This is a genomic window from Rhodonellum psychrophilum GCM71 = DSM 17998 (assembly GCF_000381545.1).
Lineage (GTDB): Bacteria > Bacteroidota > Bacteroidia > Cytophagales > Cyclobacteriaceae > Rhodonellum > Rhodonellum psychrophilum.
On sequence record NZ_KB906674.1, the window covers coordinates 1 to 19,468 of the forward strand.

Here is a 19,468-nt window from a genome sequence, read left to right on the forward strand (position 1 = left end):
CTTGCCCCACCGCAACAAAATGGCTTTTAGAGCCTACATCAATTCCAGCGGCAAAAGGATTGACAACAGCCATACTTTCAAACTTTTTCTGCTTCATCTTATTTTTGGTTTTGATTAAAAGCAGCAAGAGAAATGTATATTTGATTTGATTATTCCATACGGGATCCATAACAAAACATGGTCACCAATTAACGTTTCAAAAACCCTGACCTTAAAGATTGGGGTTGAACATTTCTACCAGAATTCGGGAAGGGATAAAATCACCATTCGATGCATAGGCTTTCATGCTGCAACCAAAAGTTAGCGCATTAACGTTACTTTTCCAATGTCTTAGAATTCGGGTTAAATTGATTCTGATGTGCTGTGATTCCAGAAGAGGTCTAAATCAATAAAATTATTGGCTTACCCTAATAAGAGATTGATTCAGTTTAGCTTCATCTTTCTTCAAATCCTTCATCCGTAAAAAGAACAGACATCTTGCGGAAAAGCAGACACAATATTTCACATTGACAAAACCCGATAAACCATGAAGAGAAAAACCTTTTTAAAGTTATCTTCAACGCTTGTTGCAATCCCCTTGATCTCACCTATGAAAATTTGGGCAAACTCGGAAAATCTTAAAAATTGGGCTGGAAATCTTACCTACAGTACCGATAAAGTCGCCTACCCCAATGCTGTTGGGGATATCCAACAGTTCGTTCGAAAACAGAAAAAACTGAAAGTCCTGGGGACAAGGCATTGTTTCAATACCATCGCAGACAGCAAGGATTTTCTTTTGGCTACAGGAAAGATGGAGAAGTCGATAGACATCGATGTGGAGGCCAAGCAGGTGACCGTGGATGGAGGGATCAATTATGGGACGCTTGCCCCGATCCTTCAGGAAAATGGATTTGCCTTGCACAACTTGGCTTCCTTGCCCCACATTTCTGTGGTAGGAGGTTGCATGACAGCCACGCATGGCTCCGGAGTAAACAACGGGAATCTTTCCTCCCAAGTCGCAGCTTTGGAACTTGTGGCAGCAGATGGGGAGATCCATCAGTTGTCCAGAGAAAAAGACGGTGGGGAATTTCATGGGGCAGTGGTGGGTTTGGGCGCTTTGGGGATTGTCACCAAGATCACCTTGTACCTTCAGCCAACTTTCAACATCAGACAATTTGTATATGAAAACCTTCCCATGTCCCAACTCTTGGACAATTTTGATGCGATCATGTCAGCGGCTTATAGCGTCAGCTTGTTTACCGATTGGCAAGGAGAATTTGTCAATGAAGTTTGGGTAAAAGCCCTGGAAAACGACCCGGTGGATTATGGCAAGATTCCCGAATTTTTTGGTGGGAAAGCCGCCACCAAAAATCTGCATCCCATTGCTGAAATCTCAGCCGAAAACTGCAGCGAACAAATGGGTGTTTCTGGAGCATGGTTTGAGCGGCTGCCCCATTTCCGGATGGGTTTCACTCCAAGCAGTGGCAAAGAACTTCAATCCGAATATTTTGTACCGAAGGCGGATGCCGTCGAAGCCATTCAATCGGTTTCCAGATTGGCGAAGCAAGTCGGTCCTCATTTATTGATTTCGGAAATCCGCAGCATCAAAGCGGACAAGCTTTGGATGAGCCCCTGCTATGCACAGGATTCCGTTGCGATTCATTTTACGTGGAAACAGGAAATACCCGAGGTGATGCGGTTATTGCCCATTATTGAAAAGGAATTGATGCCTTTTAATGTGAAACCCCATTGGGGAAAATTGTTTGCCATGGCGCCCCCTGTTTTGCAAAATCGATATGAGCGGTTGGCGGATTTCAAAAATCTGGTGGCCAAATATGATCCACAAGGAAAATTCCGCAATGCGTTTTTGGAAAAAAATCTGTACGGGTTATAAGAACCTTATTTTGAGGAAATGAAACGGAAAGCAGTTGATGGTCAATGGCTCAGTTTGCATATGCTTCAAAAGCCAAGTTGGCAATATTGGCGATGATTTCATCCGCCTGCTCGAGGGTTTCAAAGTTTTCCACAAAAATGCTGAGGATGATGGGCTTTTGGTTGAGGATAATCCCTGCATCTCCACGTACATAGGACAAGGTCCCGGTTTTGTGGGCCACTCTGGTTCCTTCTGGAAGCTTGCCGGGGATGGTCGATTTGTCTGCACAAGCCAATAGCATATTGAGCATGGATTCTCTGGAGGATGTGGATAACTCAACACCCGAAAGGATGATACTTAAGAGTTTGTTGATTTCTGCCGGGCTGGTGATGTTTTGCTTACCCGCTTCAATCGCCTCAAAATCCATCATGTACCTGTTGAGACGGGTGGTTTTGAGTCCCAATTCTTCCATCAGGAGATTGACATTTTCCATCCCGACAAGACCAATCAGGACATTGGTGGCGGTGTTGTCGGAAATGCGGATCATTTCCCGGGCGAGAAACTCAAGGCTATGTGTGGAATTTTCTTCCAAGTTTTGAAGCTCTCCCGCTCCGCCTACTTTGTCTTTCGCTTCCAGAGCATACATTTGATCAAGGTGGAGCGTTTTTGACTCGATTTGTCTGAAAAATTCCATCAGGATCGGAATTTTGATAATGCTTGCAGAAGGGACCGATTTTTCCGCATTCATGCTGAATAGTATTTCCCCTGTTGGCTGTTGGACGAGCAGCGAGACTTCCAGGCCTTTGTCTAAGCTATTGAGGTATTGGGAAATGGTCTCATTTTGCTGTCCCCAAACTGAAATGGGCAAAAGAAGCAGAATAAAGAGCTTTTGGAATATTTGGTACCTCATGGTCTTTGATTTGAAAATAAAGGATTGGTCAAAGTTAGGGGAATTCGGCTGAATACTTTGTCTTCCTTGATTCCAGTTGTGTATGCAGCTGTGTTATTTGGTTCTATTCAGGATTTCAAGACATTCATTTCCACGAAAATTTGGATGGAGCATTTGACTCGAAATATGCAATAGGCTTCCCAATAGCTGTAGAAACTGCAAGAAAATCTGACCATTTGGAGAATTAGGCAGTGTGCCAAAATGGGGAAGTCATAAACAGTAAACAAGCGACTGATAATGAAGCGTTTTTGGGATGGAATGGGTTGGTAATGCATAAAATGGGGTTGAATTCCCAAATCAAAATCAACAAAATTGCCAATCCTTCAAAAGGATGAATCAAAACACAATATTTTTCAGTCGGGAAGGGGGGAGATTCATTCAGGGGATTTTAAAAAAATTCTGACCTTAACGGGCATAATATTTGCACGGTTTTACACCAATATTTAAAACCAATAAATTTTACCGGAATCGGATCAAATTATATCCATATAAGCATGAAAAAATCCTATACAATTACTTTTTTCACCTTTTTTCTAGTCGTATTTGCCAGCTTTGCACAAGACACTACACCAGTCGAAGAACCTTCAACAGGGTCTCTCAACAGCGGAACCATCTCGAGTCAATTTGATTATCTGAAGAGTGTTTCCAACAATTTTCAGGAATACAAGGTCATAAAGCGTACTAATCTGGATAAAATCGAGAAAAATGTACTGGATTCTCTCAAAGTATTCAAGGATCAACTCCTAGCCGTCAATCAACAATTGGCAGAGAAAAGGGAAAAAATGCTGACAATTGAGGCAGAGATGAATGCAAACCTGGAGGAATTGAAGGCGGCAGAAGAGGCGAGAGACAGTTTCTCCTTTATGGGGATGGCGATCCACAAATCGGCCTATAATTCCCTCATGTGGACCATTGTTGCTGGATTGGCAGTGGCCTTGGGTTTCTTTTTATTCAAATATAGCCAAAGCCATAAAGTAATCACCCGTGCAGAGAATAACCTGAACGAGACGGTGGAGGAATTCGAACAACACCGAAAAAACACATTAGAGCGTGAGCGGAAATTGAAAAGAGAGCTCGTGGATGCCATGAATGGCAAAAAAAGCTAATCCGATCCGAAACTGCAAATCTCTTTTCCGGAAATCTATGCATACTACTTCCTTGCCATCAGACAAATGAATTGGCCTAAACTTAGAATGCTGAACACATAGGAGTAGGATCACGATATTCAGCAAAAGTTGGGCTTAAGCTCAAATAAAAAACCCCCCAAGACATTTGTCTTGGGGGGTTTTTTATTTGTTTTTGTGCGATTAGGTAAGCAAAATCACGATCAATAGAATGACGATGATGGCTCCCACTGAAAGATAAACACCGTTGTTCAAGGCTCTAGCTTCTTTGTTCATTTCCTTCAACTCAGTTTTGACACTGTTTTTTTCAGCTTTGGACATTTCAGAAAAGTCCATGGATTTGATTTCGGCTACTCTTGACTCGATCTCCCCAACACGAACCAATTGTTCGGCAGTGAGTTCTGTTTTTTCTTTTTTCACGCCTTTAGCCATTGCTGCGGGTGCAAAAGCACTGAATAAAAACATTACTGATAATAGGTAAGCGATCTTCTTCATAGTTGTGTGTTTGATTGGTTGAAAATAAACGAAATGTGCCACCAAGTAACGGTGATTAAGCAGTATTGAGGAATGTAAATGTCAGCTCGAATGGATGGTTGAGCATTCAAACAGTGACAAAATTCTACCTAAACTAATTAAATAACTTTTCAAGCCTTCACATACAGGCCAAAGAACAAGACAGTCAACAAAAGTTGGCGCAAAGGGCATAAAAAAACCCGATACATTTGTTTCGGGTTTTCCAGTTGTTTTATGCGATTAGGTAAGCAAGATCACAATCAAAAGGATGATGATAATGGCACCAACTGAAAGGTAAATGCCATTGTTGGCTGCTCTAGCTTCCTTATTCATTTCCTTCAGCTCAGTTTTGACACTGCTTATTTCTGATTTGGACATTTTGGAAAAGTCCATGGATTTGATTTCGGCTACTCTTGACTCGATTTCCCCAACACGAACCAATTGTTCGGCAGTGAGTTCTGTTTTTTCTTTTTTCACGCCTTTAGCCATTGCTGCGGGTGCAAAAGCACTGAATAAAAGCATGAACGATAATAGGTAAGCGATCTTCTTCATAATAATGTATTTAATTGGTTGAAAATAAAATAAATGTACCACCAGGGATCTATACTCCTGCATTGCTATCAAATACAAAAGTCAGGCCGAATAGAGGGGCAAGCATTCAAAAATAAGATAATAATTCAATATTCGACAAATAGCAGCTAAAACTAATTTCATTATTCTTTGTAATTTAGCCAATCTTCGGAAACCAGTTTTCTTTCCCTGAAGAATCCTTAATTTTACCATTGCCAATGTGTTTTCCGATTCTGATCCTGAAACAGGGGAGAAATCTTGCAGCCCTGGCCTTTTCTCAGTGCGATCAGGATCACCTTAAGCATAATAAAACCGAAGGTTCATTTCTTTACTTGTAAAAACCCACCCCATGCCCCCAAAAGGAGATAAAAAACTGTTTCTCCTGGATGCAATGGCTTTGATCTACAGAGCCCATTTTGCATTCAGTAAAAATCCCAGGATCAATTCAAAAGGATTGAATACAGGCGTCATGCTTGGATTTACCAATACGCTTTTGGAGGTCCTTGAAAAAGAAAAACCGACCCATATTGCCGTTGCTTTTGACACCAAAGCCCCGACTTTTAGGCATGTGCGCTATGAACCCTACAAGGCAAACAGGCTGTCCCAACCCGAAGACATTGAGGTTGGTATACCTTGGGTCAAGCAAATCGTGGAGGGATTTGACATCCCGATTCTTGAGCTGGATGGTTTTGAAGCGGATGACATCATCGGCACCATCGCCAAAAAGGCTGAAAACACGAGTTTTGTCGTGTACATGATGACACCGGACAAGGATTTCGGGCAGTTGGTCGAAGACCATATCTATTTGTACAAGCCGGCCTTCATGGGCAATGCGGTGGACATCATGGGTCCCAAGGAAATCTGCGCCAAATGGGATATCGAACATGTGGACCAGGTGCGTGACATCTTGGGGTTGATGGGAGATGCTGTGGATAACATTCCGGGGATTCCCGGAATCGGCGAAAAAACAGCCGTCAAATTTCTGAAGGAATTCGGGAGCGTAGAAGAGCTTCTCAAGAACACGGACAAACTCAAAGGCAAGCAAAAGGAAAATGTGGAAAACTTTGGCGAACAAGGTTTACTTTCCAAGGAACTGGCGACCATCAACCAGGATGTTCCCATTGACTTTGATGAAGTTGCCCTGCGGTACAGTGGGCCCAATGAAGAGAAGCTGAAGGCGCTTTTTGCGGAACTTGAATTCAGAACGCTTACCCAGAGGGTTTTTGGAGAAAGTCTCAAAAAGCCGACAATGAAGGTCAGCGACCAAATGGATCTTTTTGCCGGAGGCAGTGTGAAAAAAGAAGCCGAGGTGGAAGTGGCAGTGGAAGAAAATCCTCTCCCGGAAGCGTCCCTGCAAGACAGCATCTTGAGCAGTGCACATGACTATCACAAAGTCGAGGGTGAGGAGGACATCAAAGAATTGATCTCCTATCTCGAAATCCAGGAAGAATTTTGCTTTGATACCGAGACGACCTCCCTCAATCCCAATGTGGCGGAATTGGTTGGGATTTCATTTTCTTACCAAATAGGAGAAGCTTTTTATATTCCATTCCCAGATGATCAGGAAAAAGCCAAGGACAAATTGGAATTGTTCAGAGGGATTTTTGAAAATGAAAGCATCCGGAAAATCGGACAGAACATCAAGTACGATGTGCTGGTGCTGAAAAATTATGGGATGGAAGTCAAAGGCGAATATTACGATACCATGTTGGCCCATTACCTGATCGAACCCGAAGGGAAGCATTCCATGGATTGGCTCGCCCAGCAATACCTGAATTACAAACCCGTATCGATAGAATCTCTGATCGGGAAAAAAGGAAAGAATCAAGGCAATATGCGCGACGTGGACGTGGACGAGGTCGTCGCCTACGCCGCCGAGGATGCGGACATCACCCTTAAACTGAAGCTGGTTTTTGATCCCATCATCAAGTCCAATGGATTAAACAATCTTTTTCACAATGTGGAAAACCCCTTGATCAAAGTTTTGGCCGCAATGGAATTTGAAGGTGTCAAGATCGATACCGCCAGCCTGGCAGAGTTATCCACAATTCTGGAGGACGACAGCAAGGAAATCGAAAAAAGGGTGTACGAACTCGCAGGACAGACTTTTAATCTATCGTCCCCAAAACAATTGGGCGAAATCCTTTTTGTCAAGATGGACCTTGACCCGAAGGCCAAAAAGACCAAAACCGGCCAATTTGCCACCGGCGAGGAAGTGCTCAGCAGGATGGCCGGAGAGCATGAAATCGCCTCTGCCATCTTGGAATACCGACAGATGGTCAAGCTCAAGTCCACCTATGTGGACGCATTGCCCACCATGATCAATCCCAAAACCGGAAGGATCCATACGACCTACAACCAGTTCGTGGCAGCCACTGGAAGGCTATCTTCCATCAATCCCAATCTCCAGAACATCCCGATCAGGACCGAAAGAGGCAGGGAAATCCGAAAGGCTTTTGTCCCGCGTGACGAAAATTTCGTGATCCTGGCAGCGGATTATTCACAGATCGAACTGCGGATCATGGCTGCATTTTCGCAGGATGAATCCATGATTGAAGCTTTCAAAAACGGCCGTGATATCCATGCCACCACTGCGGCAAAGATCTTCCAAGTCCCCTTGGAAGAAGTCACCACCGACATGAGAAGAAAGGCCAAGACGGCCAACTTTGGGATTATTTACGGCATTTCCGCCTTTGGGCTTGCCCAGCGCCTCAACATCTCCAGGGGAGAGGCGAAGGAAATCATCGATGCATACTTCAAGGAATTCTCTGCCGTGAAGCAATACATGGACGATTGCATCGAAAAGGCCCAGAAAAACGAGTATGTGGAAACCATTTTGGGAAGAAGACGCTACCTCAGGGACATCAACAGCCGCAACCAAACCATGAGGGGATTTGCAGAACGAAACGCCATCAATGCCCCCATCCAAGGTTCGGCAGCCGACATGATCAAAGTGGCCATGATCAACGTCCATGAATGGATGAAAAAAGAGAACCTGAAGTCCAAAATGATCCTTCAGGTACATGATGAACTCGTTTTTGATGCGCACAAGGATGAAGTCGAACTCTTGAAAATCGAAATCCCCAAATTGATGGCCAATGCCGTCACCATTGCCGTTCCTTTGGAAGTGCAGGTGGGCGTCGGAAAAGATTGGCTGGAAGCCCATTAAACCTCGAACTATGGACTCCGGAGTTTATACTTCGGACTTTGTACTTGGTACTAAGTACTTCCAACTTTACAACTCTATTCAAATTATACCATCATTGAAGCATTCCGCATGGCCAAAGTAAAAAGCTCATTTTTTTGTCAAAATTGTGGGACGCAGAGTCCCAAATGGATCGGGAAATGTCCTTCCTGTGGGGAGTGGAATACCTTCGTGGAGGAAGTGATCCAAAAGGAGGAAAGCACAGTCGGCACTTGGAAACAAGGATCGGGCAAGCAAAAAAGGGCCGTTGTTCCCAAAAGATTGCAGGAGATCAATTTCGAGGAGCAATCCAGGTTGGTCACCCAAGATGCAGAATTGGACCGGGTGTTGGGCGGAGGAATCGTCCCGGGATCCCTGATTTTGATCGGGGGAGAACCGGGCATTGGGAAATCTACCCTCATGCTCCAGATCGCTTTGATCCTAAATAATACCAAGGTCCTGTATGTCTCCGGGGAAGAAAGCGAATCCCAGATCAAGATGCGGGCCGAACGGATGCCGCACAAGTCCGAGAACTGTTACATCCTTTCCGAAACGAATACCCAGAGTATTTTTCAACAAATCGAGGCCTTGCAACCCGAGCTCTTGGTGATCGATTCCATCCAGACGCTGCACAGCAACTATGTGGAATCCGCCGCCGGATCTGTCAGCCAGGTTCGGGAATGTGCTGCCGAGTTGATGAAGTTTGCCAAGGAAACCGGCACGCCGGTCTTTCTGGTAGGGCACATCACCAAGGATGGCGCCATCGCAGGACCCAAGGTCCTGGAACATATGGTCGATACTGTCCTTCAATTTGAGGGGGACCGACACCTTGCTTACCGGATTTTGAGGACCACCAAAAACCGATTCGGATCCACCCATGAGTTGGGGATCTACGAGATGCGGTCAGATGGCCTGAGACAGGTGGCCAATCCTTCCGAAATCCTACTCACCCAGCGGGATGAGGCACTCAATGGGGTGGCCATCGGCGCCATGATGGAGGGAAATCGGCCTTTGCTGATCGAAATCCAATCTTTGGTCAGCCCGGCGACTTATGGCACGCCACAGCGAAGCAGTACCGGGCACGATGCCAAGAGGCTGAATATGCTTTTGGCAGTCTTGGAGAAAAGGGGAGGGATGCGATTGGGACAGCAGGATGTTTTCCTGAACGTGGCCGGAGGGATGCGCGTGGACGACCCAGCATTGGATCTGGCGGTGTGTGCTTCCTTGATTTCCTCCTACGAGGACAGTCCCGTGCCGGAAGACATTTGTTTTGCGGGAGAAGTGGGGCTTGGGGGAGAGATCAGGGCAGTGCACAGGATCGAAAACCGGATCACGGAAGCGGAGAAACTTGGATTCAAAAGGATCATGGTGTCCAAGTATTCGGTGAAGGGTGTGGATTTGGACAAATACAACATCAAGGTAATTCCCGTCAGCAAGCTGGAGGAATTGTACCAGGGATTGTTTGGGGAATAAGGAAAAGGGTATTTGATATCTGGGATAGAATTTTTATAGAAAAAAATTATATCCCAGATATCCTATTTCAAGAAGTGTTTAATTTTAAAACAGTTCAGCCTTTGAACCTTTCCTCCATATGGTATTTTAAAAACTCAGGGTCAGGAGAATATCTACCAGGAAGGATCATTGGAGTTCTGTCATGTTTTTTGAAAAACCCTAATTGATCATCATTTTTTATTAAATCATTGATTTTGGGAGAGATTCTGATTCTATAGTCAAGATCTATTGTAATGTACCCTAGCTCAAAAGCCCTATCATGAAGAGGATTAATGCAGATGCCATTTCTTGGGTTTAACCTATTTTTTTCATCAACACTCCAAGGAACAATATGTCCTGCTACCAAAAAGTCAGGATGATTTAGTCCTGAAATACAGCAGGTATTACCGTAAGAAGCTAAAATACTTTTTCTAAAAAATGCTTGATTAACTCTTACTTTAACAATTCTATCTCTGACAATTCCTGCTTTTGGGAGTTCATCTTCGGATAAATTATTCATTTGCTCAACCGTCGTCTTTTCCAATTTAGCACGGAGGACTTCACTTTCATAACTAGAATTCTCTAAGTCATTATAAAACTCTATCCAAATTGTCTTATCCAGTTTGCTAGCGTTTTTTAAACCCCCAACTCCACGGTTTTTGAGTGTGGGGTCAAAACTTCCAAAATTTCCCAGTTTATACACAACGGAACTTGGTGACCTTCCAATTAATTGTGCAAGTTTGATTACTTCTTGATTTCTTTGATGAATTTTACCAAAGGGAAGTTTCCAGTATAAATTTATTGCCAAAATTAATTCTTCCCTATTCCAAAGTTTTTGTCCTTCCTTCATTTATTTTTAATCTTGGCGATTCATAGAATTAAGTTGATTTGACCCTTATTAAAACTAAAGATAATCAACAATTATGAAAAACATCAAACTCAATTACATGTACAGAGATGGTGCGAATTACAAGCAGTTTGGGGAGATTGTATTCGAAAATCCAGAAGAAATCAGCATCGCTGCGGCAACGCATAAGATAAAAGAAAAACTGATTCAGGAGATGTTTTTTGTGTCTGAGGATTGGGGTTTTCCAAGTTTAAGGATTTATCCCTATGATCCTGAAATTGACCATGATTGGCATACGTTTGAGGATTTTGAGGAAACCAATGCTGTGCAAAGTGATAGCAGGAGTTTAGGTGAGTTTTTAGAAGGCATAGTCATGGGGTAAGAATGGAATGATTGACAGACCTCATTTATCCGTTATTAATCCTTATCCCTCTCCAAACATTTCCCGAAAAGCATGAAAATTGGCGATTGAAAATTGTGCCTTTCCTATTTTAGAGTCAGGAAGAAATCGGATCGGAATGCTTTCCATTGAAATTTTAAAAGGATCAAAACATCCTATTCCTCTTAAAAAAACAGAAATATCCAGTATTTTTGAAAATCAAAAATGAACATAAGCTTTTATGGAATTTAACCCCTTTCACCTCCGAGAAATCCAATCCATCCTCAACCCTTGGCTGGAAGAGAAAAGACCGCCAGTGGAATTAAGGGAGGAGATGGATCTCCAGTGCACCATCAAGGATCAAAATATTGTCCTGGAAGAAATAAGTCCAAGTTTTAGGTCACCAACAATAAAATTGACAATCCCTCTTGCCAAAATCACCTTTGTCAACGCCAAGAATGAGTGGAAGATCTATTGGATGCGGGCAAGTGGAAAATGGGAATTGTACAAGCCCGATAAAAAAATAAGCACGCTCGAAGAGATCCTGAAGGAAATCAGTGATGACCCTTATGGCTGTTTTTTCGGCTAAGGGTTTTTTCATTTGTTTATTTCTGACCCATCACTTTTCATCTTGCTCTAGAAATACCGCCGCATAGACCTTAGGGAATCCGGCAGATTCAAATTTTTAAGTCCACTCGGATCCAAGCGGTACGCGGGTTGTGGACTACTAGGAAATGTAGGGACCTTTGGCTTTTTCAAGTCCCGAAAGGCCTGGATCAGGCCCCCTCCTGTGCTGGTAAAAAAAGTGGCACCACCCTCTTGACGGACCCGGGAAAGGAAGGAATTGTAACTGCTCATGTCGTAATGTTTGGCCAAATTCCGAATGGACTTCATATAGGTGACATTGTTTTGGAGGTTTTGGTGCATTTGGGAGGGAATAAAGCTGTTGTCCAGCAACAGGCGTTTGAAATCCTCCTCGCTTGGATAAGGCCTTATTTCTATCTCATCCAACTGAAACACGATTGCTTGCAATTGAATTGTGTTGGGTAATGAATCCAGGTTCAGATCCAAAATCAAGGTTTCGTTTCCCACATGCCTGATGGTGACAGGATATGCATCCTCAAAGCGAAGGATAAAATTGCCCTCAAGGTCTGAGATCGCCTGATCTTTTTGGTGGAGGATATGGGCAAAAGCAATGGGTTCTCCGGTCACGGAATCCACTAATTTTGCCTTCCAGACTTTTTCGTTTGGGAGGGTTTGGAGCATAAGTAAAAGAATAGAAAAAAGGACCATCGCAAACCTGGAAATTGATTTCCAATTAAATTCCAGGTTTTCACGATATATTAAAAACGATTAACTTTCATTAACCGTGAGCTTTAACAAAACTTGTGAAAACAGATCGGTTTAGCCCTTTCAATTAACATTCGCTTAGATTTTTCTCTTTTGGACTTTTTCCTTTTCTTTTCGGATGCGGTCGATCAAGGCATCAATATTTTCCCTTTTCACCTCAAAATCCCATATCCGGAGGACGGTCCAGCCTTTCTGGACATAGTGTTGGTTGATTTCCCTGTCGCGCTGCCTATTGCGTTCGATTTTAGGCAGCCAAAAGGCACGGTTGGACTTGATGCTTTCCTTTCTGTTTTCCCAATCGTAACCATGCCAAAAAGCGCCATCGATAAAGATGAGAAGTTTGTATTTGAGAAAGGCGATATCGGGTTTTCCGGGCAATTTTTGCTTATTGCTCCGGTGCCGCAGTCCAGCATGCCAAAGGGCTTTTTTAAGCAGGATTTCCGGTTTGGTGTTTTTTCCCCGAATTTGGGACATGTTGTAAGAGCGCTGTTTGGTTGTATAAAAACCCTCCTCCTCACAGAACTTGGGAACTGTGATTTTGGCTTCGGTATAGCGCTTCCCAGACATGTCTTGTTTTACGCATCCGGCAATATGAAGTTGGTTGCTTTTTCCTGGAAATCAGATTAAGTAAAAAATCCATGCCTCTAAACATTTGTAGATGAACGGTTCAGTGTTGTTATCCACTAGTTATCCACATTTTAGTCGATCAAAATAGGCGCATTGCACGCTTAAAATGCACATTTTACGAAAATAGACAAAAAACCTAAGATTTCGGTGGACAACTTTGGCCTTCGGTTTACTTAAATTTTTCCTATTGGAATAAAAAATATTGGAAGATAATCTGTTGATATTGATACAATTCCTTTTAGGATTTATGTTTTTATGGAAGGAAGGATTGCTGGAATTACACTGGTGTTTCCTAGCCCAAAAATGATTTTTACCACTGGTAAAAAAGCCAAATCAATTAACGCTTCCAATGTGCAATTTTAAAAACTCAACCTGCTGCCATGAAGCCTTTGTTTTTTGTATTTCTGTTCTTTTCCAGTTCCTTCTTGTTTGCGCAGGGAGAGACCGAAATACTGCCCGGCTTGCAAGCTGTAAAAATCGATTTCCCCATCACCTTGGACGGTGTTTTGGATGAATCCGTTTGGCTGGAGGAAGGCTGGGCAACCAATTTTTATCAATTCTTCCCCTCTGACACCTCTTTGGCCAAGGCCCAATCCAGGGTCAAAATCGCCTATGATGACAAATTCATCTATATCGCCGCAGTCATGTACAACCTCGGGCCACGGGATAAATATGTCAGCACCTCCCTGCGAAGGGATTTCCGGGGGGAACAAAATGATGGAATCAGCTTTGTGTTCGATACCTTCAATGACAAAACGAATGCCTTCCAATTCGGAGTCAATCCCTACTGAGTCCAGCGGGAATCCCTGATTGCCAACGGTGGTAGTGTCTCTGCGGACCTGAACCTGGCTTGGGACAACAAATGGTTTTCCACAGCCAAAATCTACGAGGACTACTGGGTGGTGGAGGCAGCGATCCCTTTTTCCACGCTGCGCTTCAAGGAGCGGGCTACAAGTTGGAACGTAAATTTCTATCGAATTGACAGCGAATACAACGAAAGGAGTACCTGGACACCTATTCCCAGAAATTTCTCCGTCATTGCCTTGGCCTTCTCGAGGAAATTACTTTTTGAGGAACCTCTGGAAAAATCCGGGGCCAATATTTCCTTGATTCCCTATGCTGCTATGGGGACAGCCAGAAATTCGCTGGAGGGCACATCTGATCCGCTCAAGCCCTCCTTTGGTGGTGATGCCAAAATCGGTGTTGGCCCGGCGCTTAACCTGGATCTGACCTTCAATCCTGATTTTTCCCAAGTGGAAGTGGACGAACAGGTCACCAATCTGGACCGTTTTGAGATATTCTTTCCGGAGAGAAGGCAGTTTTTTCTGGAGAATGCCGATCTGTTTTCCGATTTCGGGACCGAAAAAATCCGGCCATTCTTCTCCCGAAGGATCGGTGTGGATCGGGACGAAAACACGGGCCAAAACGTTCAAAACCAAATCGTCTATGGTGCGAGGCTCAGTGGAAAACTCACCGATGATTGGAGAATTGGTCTGATGAACATGCAGACGGGCAATGATCCAGAAAGGAATATTGAGGGAAAAAACTACACGGTCGCCGCCCTTCAGAAAAAGGTTTTTGGCAGATCTAATTTGGGTATCATTTTGGTCAGCAGAGAGAGCCTCGATTCCGAAAAGGGCGGGGCGAGTTTCAAACCTTTTGATTTTAACCGCTTGGCTGGTATTGATTACAATCTGGCCTCCAAAAACAACAGGTGGTCGGGAAAATTCTTTTACCACAAGACCTTCGAATACCAAAATCCGAGTAATTCCGGAACCGGGCATGCCCAGTTGAACTACAATAACCTCAATTTTTCAGCAAGCTTGGCCTATTCCAATATCGGGGAAAATTACAACCCTGCGGTTGGCTTCACTCCTAGAAAAGATTACCAAAGAATCGCGCCGCAATTGGCTTTTCGATTTTTTCCAAAATCCGATTTGATCAACAGGCACGGTCCGGGCTTTGAATCCGAAACCCTATGGAATGAAAACCTCGGGGTGACTGACGAATTGCATACCGCTTTCTATATGGTACAGTTTCAATCCTTATCCACACTGACGGTTGCGCTGAACAATCGCTACACCTATCTTTTTTCCCCCTTTGATCCGACGAGAACCAATGGGACGGAGTTGGAGTCTGGTACCGATTACAGGAATACGTTTTTCAGTTTCCGATACCTGGGTAATCCCAGAAACACATTTTTTGTCACAGCCAATGGGGATTTTGGGGATTATTTTACCGGCTCTATAAAAAGATTGGGAGGTACAATGAACTACCGAATGGGGTATCTCGCAAATATTTCCATGAATTTCAGCTTCAATCAAATCCGGTTGCCTGCACCGCAAAACAATGCTGATTTGCTGCTGGTCGGTCCAAGGATAGATCTCACCATGACAAAAAATCTCTTTTGGACCACTTTCCTCCAGTACAACAATCAGATTGACAACATCAATATCAATACCCGACTTCAGTGGCGGTATGCCCCGGTGTCGGATCTCTTTATCGTCTACACGGACAATTATTTTCCCAATACCTTTGCCTCCAAGCAACGGGCTTTTGTGATGAAGCTCAACTATTGGTTGAATATTTGAGCTGGTTTGGCTCCGTCGAATCGCCCCAATCCCACCATCGGCGCTACCTCTTATTCAGTGGTTTACCTTACAAAAAAGGGTTCACCGAAACGCGTTTCAGTGAACCCCTTGCCTCTATTTGTCAATCGGATTGGTCGACAGTGTTTTGCCAGCCATTTTTCAGCAAAATTCTTTTTTTGGGGATGTTTCAGCGCACATGGTTTGAATCCTGTTTTTTTGGCTAGAGAATCACAAGATTTCCTTATTTGAAGCTTGCAGAAATGCTGGTACCAGACGTTCGGAAGACTTCCTGATTGCCAACCCTTGTTTTTTCCACTTCTTTTCCGCCGACTTTCCAAACGTTGTATTTCCCCGTCGGGAAAACAAAATCGATTTGCCAATCCCCTTTCGTTTGGTTGATTTGCAACTGGATTTCCCCTTCCACTCTCAGGAATGACAAGGTCAGAACATTGTCTCCGATCAATACTTTTTCAATTTTTGCGGAGTCCCAATCCGAAGGCATTTGGGTTGAAATGTGGATAACTTTATTGCCTGCATCCGGCTGGATTCCAAAAAACTGAGTCACTATGGGGACCCCAAAGCTGTAGAGATTCCAAGCCTGAGCCATCATTCCATAATCTGGAGAAACCTCATAAATCGATCCCGGAAGTGCAAATCCAAATGATTTCACCATCATTTGTAGGTAGGCAAGTGCTTGGTCAGGTCTCCCATAATTGTTTTCCGAAATGGCCTGAACGCCCGTGGGCAAGGTCATGACAGCACCCGTATAAGAGAACACTTTGCTCCCCGTAAAGGAGCCGTCCTCGGATTGGGAGGCCTCGTCCCGGTCTATTCCGGTCACAAAAACCCCAAAAGGATTGACGAACTTACTGCCCTTGTCAAGTGCCTTGATGGCTTTTTCGGGATCGGCGATTCCCATCTCCATCGGTGTATTGACCACCCAGTTGTGAAAGAGCACAAATCCCTGTTTTTTGTTTCTTGGGTATGTGGATAACTTTTTTCGCAAGAGTTTTAATTCCTCCACTGCCCAAGGTTTGCCCAAGGTATCTGCACGGATGATCGCGGCATCTACCAAGGGGAATGTTTCCGCTGCAGTCCCGATAAAATCAGCGTAGGAGTTGGCAGACTCCACCCAAAAATCGGTGTTGATCTTTGCTTTCATCAGGTCAGCGGTCTGTTGATAACTTCTGGCGACCTCTGGTTCCGCCATCAGGAGGGCCATTTGGGCGGCATCTGCAAAAGCTTTTTGGGTATAGACAGCCACGTCGATCATTTCCGATTCCAATCCGTGGATTTCCATCATGCCATAGCCATCTGGAAAAAGATTGCCATCCTTGTCGTTTTCTTCCATCAGCCAAACCAGACCTTTTTTTATTGTTGGATAATATTTTTCCAAAAATGCTTTGTCTCCTGTCCATTGGTAAACATACCAGATCAAGGAGGCAAATTGAGGGGTTTCATTGATGTTTCCGGGATTGAAGACCACTCCATTGGTGCTCACTTCATGTACGATTTTGCCGTTGTCATTTTCCTGTACGGACAGTTTGTGGATAAGATCAACCGTGGCGTACACCAAGTCTTTCCTCCCTGTGGCAATGGCGCCTTTGAGCGTGTATTCATTGTCCACGCCAAACCACCAAGGGTAATCGGGCATCCCGGCGCCGAGTCCCCGGCCAACTTCCGGTATATCCCTCACCAGCCATTCTGTATTGTATTTGACCCATTCAAAGGTTTTTTCAAGTTCCTTGTCCGGAATGGTGATTTTCGACAAAGAGGCTATTCTGTCGTAGTTTGTTCTTTTGTCCTTCAAAAAGGTTTCGGGATGTGTCTTGATCAGGTCAAAGGTTTTTTGCACGTCATCCAAACCGGAGTAAGATCCTGCAATAAAAAATTTAAGGCTTCCTTCCCCGTTTGCCGAAAGCTCCATTTCATAGCTGAGCTTGGCGGACTTTCCCTTTCCCTGTGGGAAATAATTGCAAAGGGAAGAATCCCCCTGAGAATGGCTGGCCGTCTGGTTGGCACCAAACAATACATACCATTCATTTCCCTCGTCCTTGCCTCTCCAGGCTTGTCTTTGGTCATCGAAAACCAAGTTATCCACATGGTCAATCATGCCTGCCCGATCGCCGAGCCAGACTGGCATCAGGTCAGTATGACCGTCAAATTCAAATACAAAGCTTTTTTTGGACTTATCCACATTTTTAAAAAGGTATTCGATGACCAATCCTTGCTTTCCATCTGGGACAAATTGGAACCGTTCTACCTCCAAGCCAGGGACGGAATTCTTGAATTCATGCTTGTTGGCAAAGGGATAGTTGATGAATGCACTGGCATTGTCCAAACAAAAGCGATTGCCCTCGATTTCTATGGCGTTGGTGAATCCATCCATGAGTTTGATGGGATGGTTCCAGATCCCTCCCATTTCACCTTCCACGTGCCAACCCAAATCAGGGAAACTTCCATCCTGATGACCGACCATATACACCCGGTCTCCTGCCGTGACATAGGGGGATGCAAGGTATTCAGTCTTTCCTGAAAGTCCTTCGACCCCATCCATCATGCTGAAAAGGACGATTTCTGCTGGTTTTTTTTCGCAAGCAAAGACTGCCAACAGCAAAGTGACAGTCGTTAGGATTTTGGAAAGGCTTTTCATTGGGAGATTGTTATGAATGGTTATTGAATAAAGGTAGGCGTTTCGGACCACCCCATTTATGAATTTCAGCTTATTTAACCCGTTTTATACAGTATCAATTCTATTCAGACTAAAATTGCCTAATAAGCAGTCGGTTTTTTGCTGTTTTTGACTTCCCCATCTTGGCGCCACGCCTTATATTTCAAATAATCTGATTTTCCTTATGGTTTCCAACCTCCTTGGGAAGCCTAATGCATTTTTTGGTTTTAACGCTTCCTTCGAAGGACTCGCTGCGGTCGACAAATTCGCAAGCGATCATTTTTTTATAAAGCCCCAATTTCGCGCCAAGTGACCAATTTGATGTTGTTTTCTTCAATAAGATTTTTGGCTTTTTCGCTTGTGAAAAAATCATAGTCAGCCTGCCGCCAGGGCGAATTCCAGTAAGGATGGCGAAGGGTAAGGGCCTGCATTTCTGCATCGTCAAAAGCTAAATGGATCAAAAGGGCAGTGATTCCGGGTTGAAGGTTGTTCAACAAGCTTGTGTAATACCCTTCCATTCCTTTCTCATCGTATTCCTGAGGGGATGCGCTTGCAATTTGGGTAATGATAGGCAAGTTATCCACATCAAATTCAGTGAAAAGGGAAGGATTGGCCTTGATGATGGATTCCACTATTTCTGGTGTGATCATCGCTGGAATCCCATATTCTTGGCCCAATTTCAGGTAGGAAGCCACATATTCCGGTCTTCCATAAAAAACACAGCCCATATGGGAATCCAAATGGGTGGGTTTGATGCCGATTTTCAGCGCAGCTTCTATTTGAGCCCTCATTTCCGTTTCCACTTCCTCTGGTGTTGCATTTTGAGAAACCGTGGCACAGTCAAAATGCATGAAGCCGCTCTCTGAAATCAATCCCGGTACTTTTTCGGCAGATGCCACTGGCCGCCACTTGTAATTGAACCATTCATTGGTCAGGGTAATGTGCACCCCGACATCCAAATGGGGAAAATTTTGAATCAACTCCCCGACCTCCGTTGACCAGGCGCAGGGCATCATGATGCTGGTGGAATTGACCATTCCCTCGGTCATAGAGGCCAAGGTGGCCACATTCTCGGAATGGGCCAAGCCGATGTCATCTGCATGGATGATCAGCAATTTGTCGGTTTTCGAATAGCCTAACTTTTCAGCCAATGTTTTTTCTTGGCCGTGGATCGGTAAGGTCAAAAAAATCAGAAAGAGAGCGGGGAGGATTTTCTTCATCGGGTAGATTGGGTTTAAAGGAGCCATTCGAATTGACGGTCGAAATATATCGAAACCGAGAGAATTTCATGTCAAAAGGGCTGTCCGCAATTCAGAATTC

16 protein-coding genes are annotated in these 19,468 nt (G+C 44.1%); 8 read left to right on the plus strand and 8 right to left on the minus strand.

Translation table 11 applies throughout. The features are described from left to right. Window positions 1-526 precede the first annotated feature (526 nt). Window positions 527-1,873, plus strand: a complete 1,347-nt coding sequence (locus tag F824_RS0102975) for a D-arabinono-1,4-lactone oxidase (RefSeq protein ID WP_019596365.1) — start codon at window positions 527-529, stop codon at window positions 1,871-1,873. A gap of 49 nt (window positions 1,874-1,922) precedes the next feature. On the opposite strand, the gene F824_RS25500 is transcribed toward F824_RS0102975, so the two are convergent. Beyond that, window positions 1,923-2,762, minus strand: coding sequence for a serine hydrolase (locus F824_RS25500; RefSeq protein ID WP_019596366.1), 840 nt, complete (start codon window positions 2,760-2,762; stop codon window positions 1,923-1,925). Window positions 2,763-3,295: 533 nt separating this feature from the next. Here F824_RS25500 and F824_RS0102995 point away from each other — a divergent pair. Continuing rightward, window positions 3,296-3,907 carry a hypothetical protein gene (locus F824_RS0102995; protein ID WP_019596369.1) on the plus strand — a complete coding sequence of 204 codons (612 nt, stop codon included), beginning with the start codon at window positions 3,296-3,298 and terminating at the stop codon, window positions 3,905-3,907. 201 nt (window positions 3,908-4,108) lie between these two features. On the opposite strand, the gene F824_RS0103000 is transcribed toward F824_RS0102995, so the two are convergent. Further along, window positions 4,109-4,420: a hypothetical protein gene (locus F824_RS0103000; RefSeq protein WP_019596370.1), complete on the minus strand. Its 312-nt coding sequence runs from the start codon at window positions 4,418-4,420 to the stop codon at window positions 4,109-4,111. A gap of 258 nt (window positions 4,421-4,678) precedes the next feature. Next, entirely contained in the window at window positions 4,679-4,990 is a 312-nt protein-coding gene (locus F824_RS0103005) for a hypothetical protein (protein WP_019596371.1), read from the minus strand. Window positions 4,991-5,357: 367 nt separating this feature from the next. Between F824_RS0103005 and polA the strand changes: the two genes are divergently transcribed. Then, entirely contained in the window at window positions 5,358-8,177 is a 2,820-nt protein-coding gene (polA, locus tag F824_RS0103010) for a DNA polymerase I (RefSeq protein WP_019596372.1), read from the plus strand. A 108-nt stretch (window positions 8,178-8,285) separates the two neighbouring features. Continuing rightward, on the plus strand, window positions 8,286-9,665 hold the full coding sequence (radA, locus tag F824_RS0103015) for a DNA repair protein RadA (protein WP_019596373.1): 1,380 nt from the start codon (window positions 8,286-8,288) through the stop codon (window positions 9,663-9,665). Between the two features lie 94 nt (window positions 9,666-9,759). Here the strand turns inward: radA and F824_RS0103020 are convergent, their stop codons facing one another. Beyond that, complete coding sequence (locus F824_RS0103020) at window positions 9,760-10,533, minus strand: HNH endonuclease (RefSeq protein WP_019596374.1); 774 nt, start codon at window positions 10,531-10,533, stop codon at window positions 9,760-9,762. A gap of 73 nt (window positions 10,534-10,606) precedes the next feature. Here F824_RS0103020 and F824_RS0103025 point away from each other — a divergent pair, with 73 nt between their 5' ends. Then, window positions 10,607-10,912 (plus strand): hypothetical protein, encoded by a 306-nt coding sequence (locus tag F824_RS0103025; RefSeq protein WP_019596375.1) that lies wholly within the window; start codon window positions 10,607-10,609, stop codon window positions 10,910-10,912. Window positions 10,913-11,150: 238 nt separating this feature from the next. Beyond that, on the plus strand, window positions 11,151-11,498 hold the full coding sequence (locus F824_RS0103040) for a DUF3024 domain-containing protein (protein WP_019596378.1): 348 nt from the start codon (window positions 11,151-11,153) through the stop codon (window positions 11,496-11,498). Window positions 11,499-11,545: 47 nt separating this feature from the next. Here the strand turns inward: F824_RS0103040 and F824_RS0103045 are convergent, their stop codons facing one another. Together F824_RS0103045 and F824_RS0103050 are read right to left on the minus strand one after the other, a co-directional pair. After that, the gene (locus tag F824_RS0103045; protein WP_022582316.1) at window positions 11,546-12,175 is read right to left on the minus strand and encodes a peptidase associated/transthyretin-like domain-containing protein; all 630 of its coding nucleotides are present in this window, start codon (window positions 12,173-12,175) and stop codon (window positions 11,546-11,548) included. A 162-nt stretch (window positions 12,176-12,337) separates the two neighbouring features. Next, window positions 12,338-12,826 carry a very short patch repair endonuclease gene (locus F824_RS0103050; protein ID WP_019596380.1) on the minus strand — a complete coding sequence of 163 codons (489 nt, stop codon included), beginning with the start codon at window positions 12,824-12,826 and terminating at the stop codon, window positions 12,338-12,340. A gap of 440 nt (window positions 12,827-13,266) precedes the next feature. Between F824_RS0103050 and F824_RS27900 the strand changes: the two genes are divergently transcribed. Together F824_RS27900 and F824_RS26605 are read left to right on the plus strand one after the other, a co-directional pair. Beyond that, window positions 13,267-13,677: a carbohydrate binding family 9 domain-containing protein gene (locus tag F824_RS27900; RefSeq protein WP_019596382.1), complete on the plus strand. Its 411-nt coding sequence runs from the start codon at window positions 13,267-13,269 to the stop codon at window positions 13,675-13,677. A 111-nt stretch (window positions 13,678-13,788) separates the two neighbouring features. Next, the gene (locus tag F824_RS26605) at window positions 13,789-15,477 is read left to right on the plus strand and encodes a DUF5916 domain-containing protein (protein WP_236613241.1); all 1,689 of its coding nucleotides are present in this window, start codon (window positions 13,789-13,791) and stop codon (window positions 15,475-15,477) included. Window positions 15,478-15,718: 241 nt separating this feature from the next. On the opposite strand, the gene F824_RS0103070 is transcribed toward F824_RS26605, so the two are convergent. Both F824_RS0103070 and F824_RS0103080 read right to left on the minus strand, forming a co-directional pair. Then, complete coding sequence (locus F824_RS0103070) at window positions 15,719-18,130, minus strand: alpha-L-rhamnosidase-related protein (RefSeq protein WP_019596385.1); 2,412 nt, start codon at window positions 18,128-18,130, stop codon at window positions 15,719-15,721. A gap of 302 nt (window positions 18,131-18,432) precedes the next feature. Further along, on the minus strand, window positions 18,433-19,368 hold the full coding sequence (locus tag F824_RS0103080) for a polysaccharide deacetylase family protein (protein WP_019596387.1): 936 nt from the start codon (window positions 19,366-19,368) through the stop codon (window positions 18,433-18,435). Between the last annotated feature and the right edge of the window lie 100 nt (window positions 19,369-19,468).

What these genes read in the sequence shown, in the direction of transcription:
- F824_RS0102975 (WP_019596365.1), top strand. Translation starts at nt 527, where the DNA reads ATGAAGAGAAAAACCTTTTTAAAGTTATCTTCAACGCTTGTTGCAATC.
- F824_RS25500 (WP_019596366.1), bottom strand. Translation starts at nt 2,762, where the DNA reads ATGAGGTACCAAATATTCCAAAAGCTCTTTATTCTGCTTCTTTTGCCC.
- F824_RS0102995 (WP_019596369.1), top strand. Translation starts at nt 3,296, where the DNA reads ATGAAAAAATCCTATACAATTACTTTTTTCACCTTTTTTCTAGTCGTA.
- F824_RS0103000 (WP_019596370.1), bottom strand. Translation starts at nt 4,420, where the DNA reads ATGAAGAAGATCGCTTACCTATTATCAGTAATGTTTTTATTCAGTGCT.
- F824_RS0103005 (WP_019596371.1), bottom strand. Translation starts at nt 4,990, where the DNA reads ATGAAGAAGATCGCTTACCTATTATCGTTCATGCTTTTATTCAGTGCT.
- polA (WP_019596372.1), top strand. Translation starts at nt 5,358, where the DNA reads ATGCCCCCAAAAGGAGATAAAAAACTGTTTCTCCTGGATGCAATGGCT.
- radA (WP_019596373.1), top strand. Translation starts at nt 8,286, where the DNA reads ATGGCCAAAGTAAAAAGCTCATTTTTTTGTCAAAATTGTGGGACGCAG.
- F824_RS0103020 (WP_019596374.1), bottom strand. Translation starts at nt 10,533, where the DNA reads ATGAAGGAAGGACAAAAACTTTGGAATAGGGAAGAATTAATTTTGGCA.
- F824_RS0103025 (WP_019596375.1), top strand. Translation starts at nt 10,607, where the DNA reads ATGAAAAACATCAAACTCAATTACATGTACAGAGATGGTGCGAATTAC.
- F824_RS0103040 (WP_019596378.1), top strand. Translation starts at nt 11,151, where the DNA reads ATGGAATTTAACCCCTTTCACCTCCGAGAAATCCAATCCATCCTCAAC.
- F824_RS0103045 (WP_022582316.1), bottom strand. Translation starts at nt 12,175, where the DNA reads ATGCTCCAAACCCTCCCAAACGAAAAAGTCTGGAAGGCAAAATTAGTG.
- F824_RS0103050 (WP_019596380.1), bottom strand. Translation starts at nt 12,826, where the DNA reads ATGTCTGGGAAGCGCTATACCGAAGCCAAAATCACAGTTCCCAAGTTC.
- F824_RS27900 (WP_019596382.1), top strand. Translation starts at nt 13,267, where the DNA reads ATGAAGCCTTTGTTTTTTGTATTTCTGTTCTTTTCCAGTTCCTTCTTG.
- F824_RS0103070 (WP_019596385.1), bottom strand. Translation starts at nt 18,130, where the DNA reads ATGAAAAGCCTTTCCAAAATCCTAACGACTGTCACTTTGCTGTTGGCA.
- F824_RS0103080 (WP_019596387.1), bottom strand. Translation starts at nt 19,368, where the DNA reads ATGAAGAAAATCCTCCCCGCTCTCTTTCTGATTTTTTTGACCTTACCG.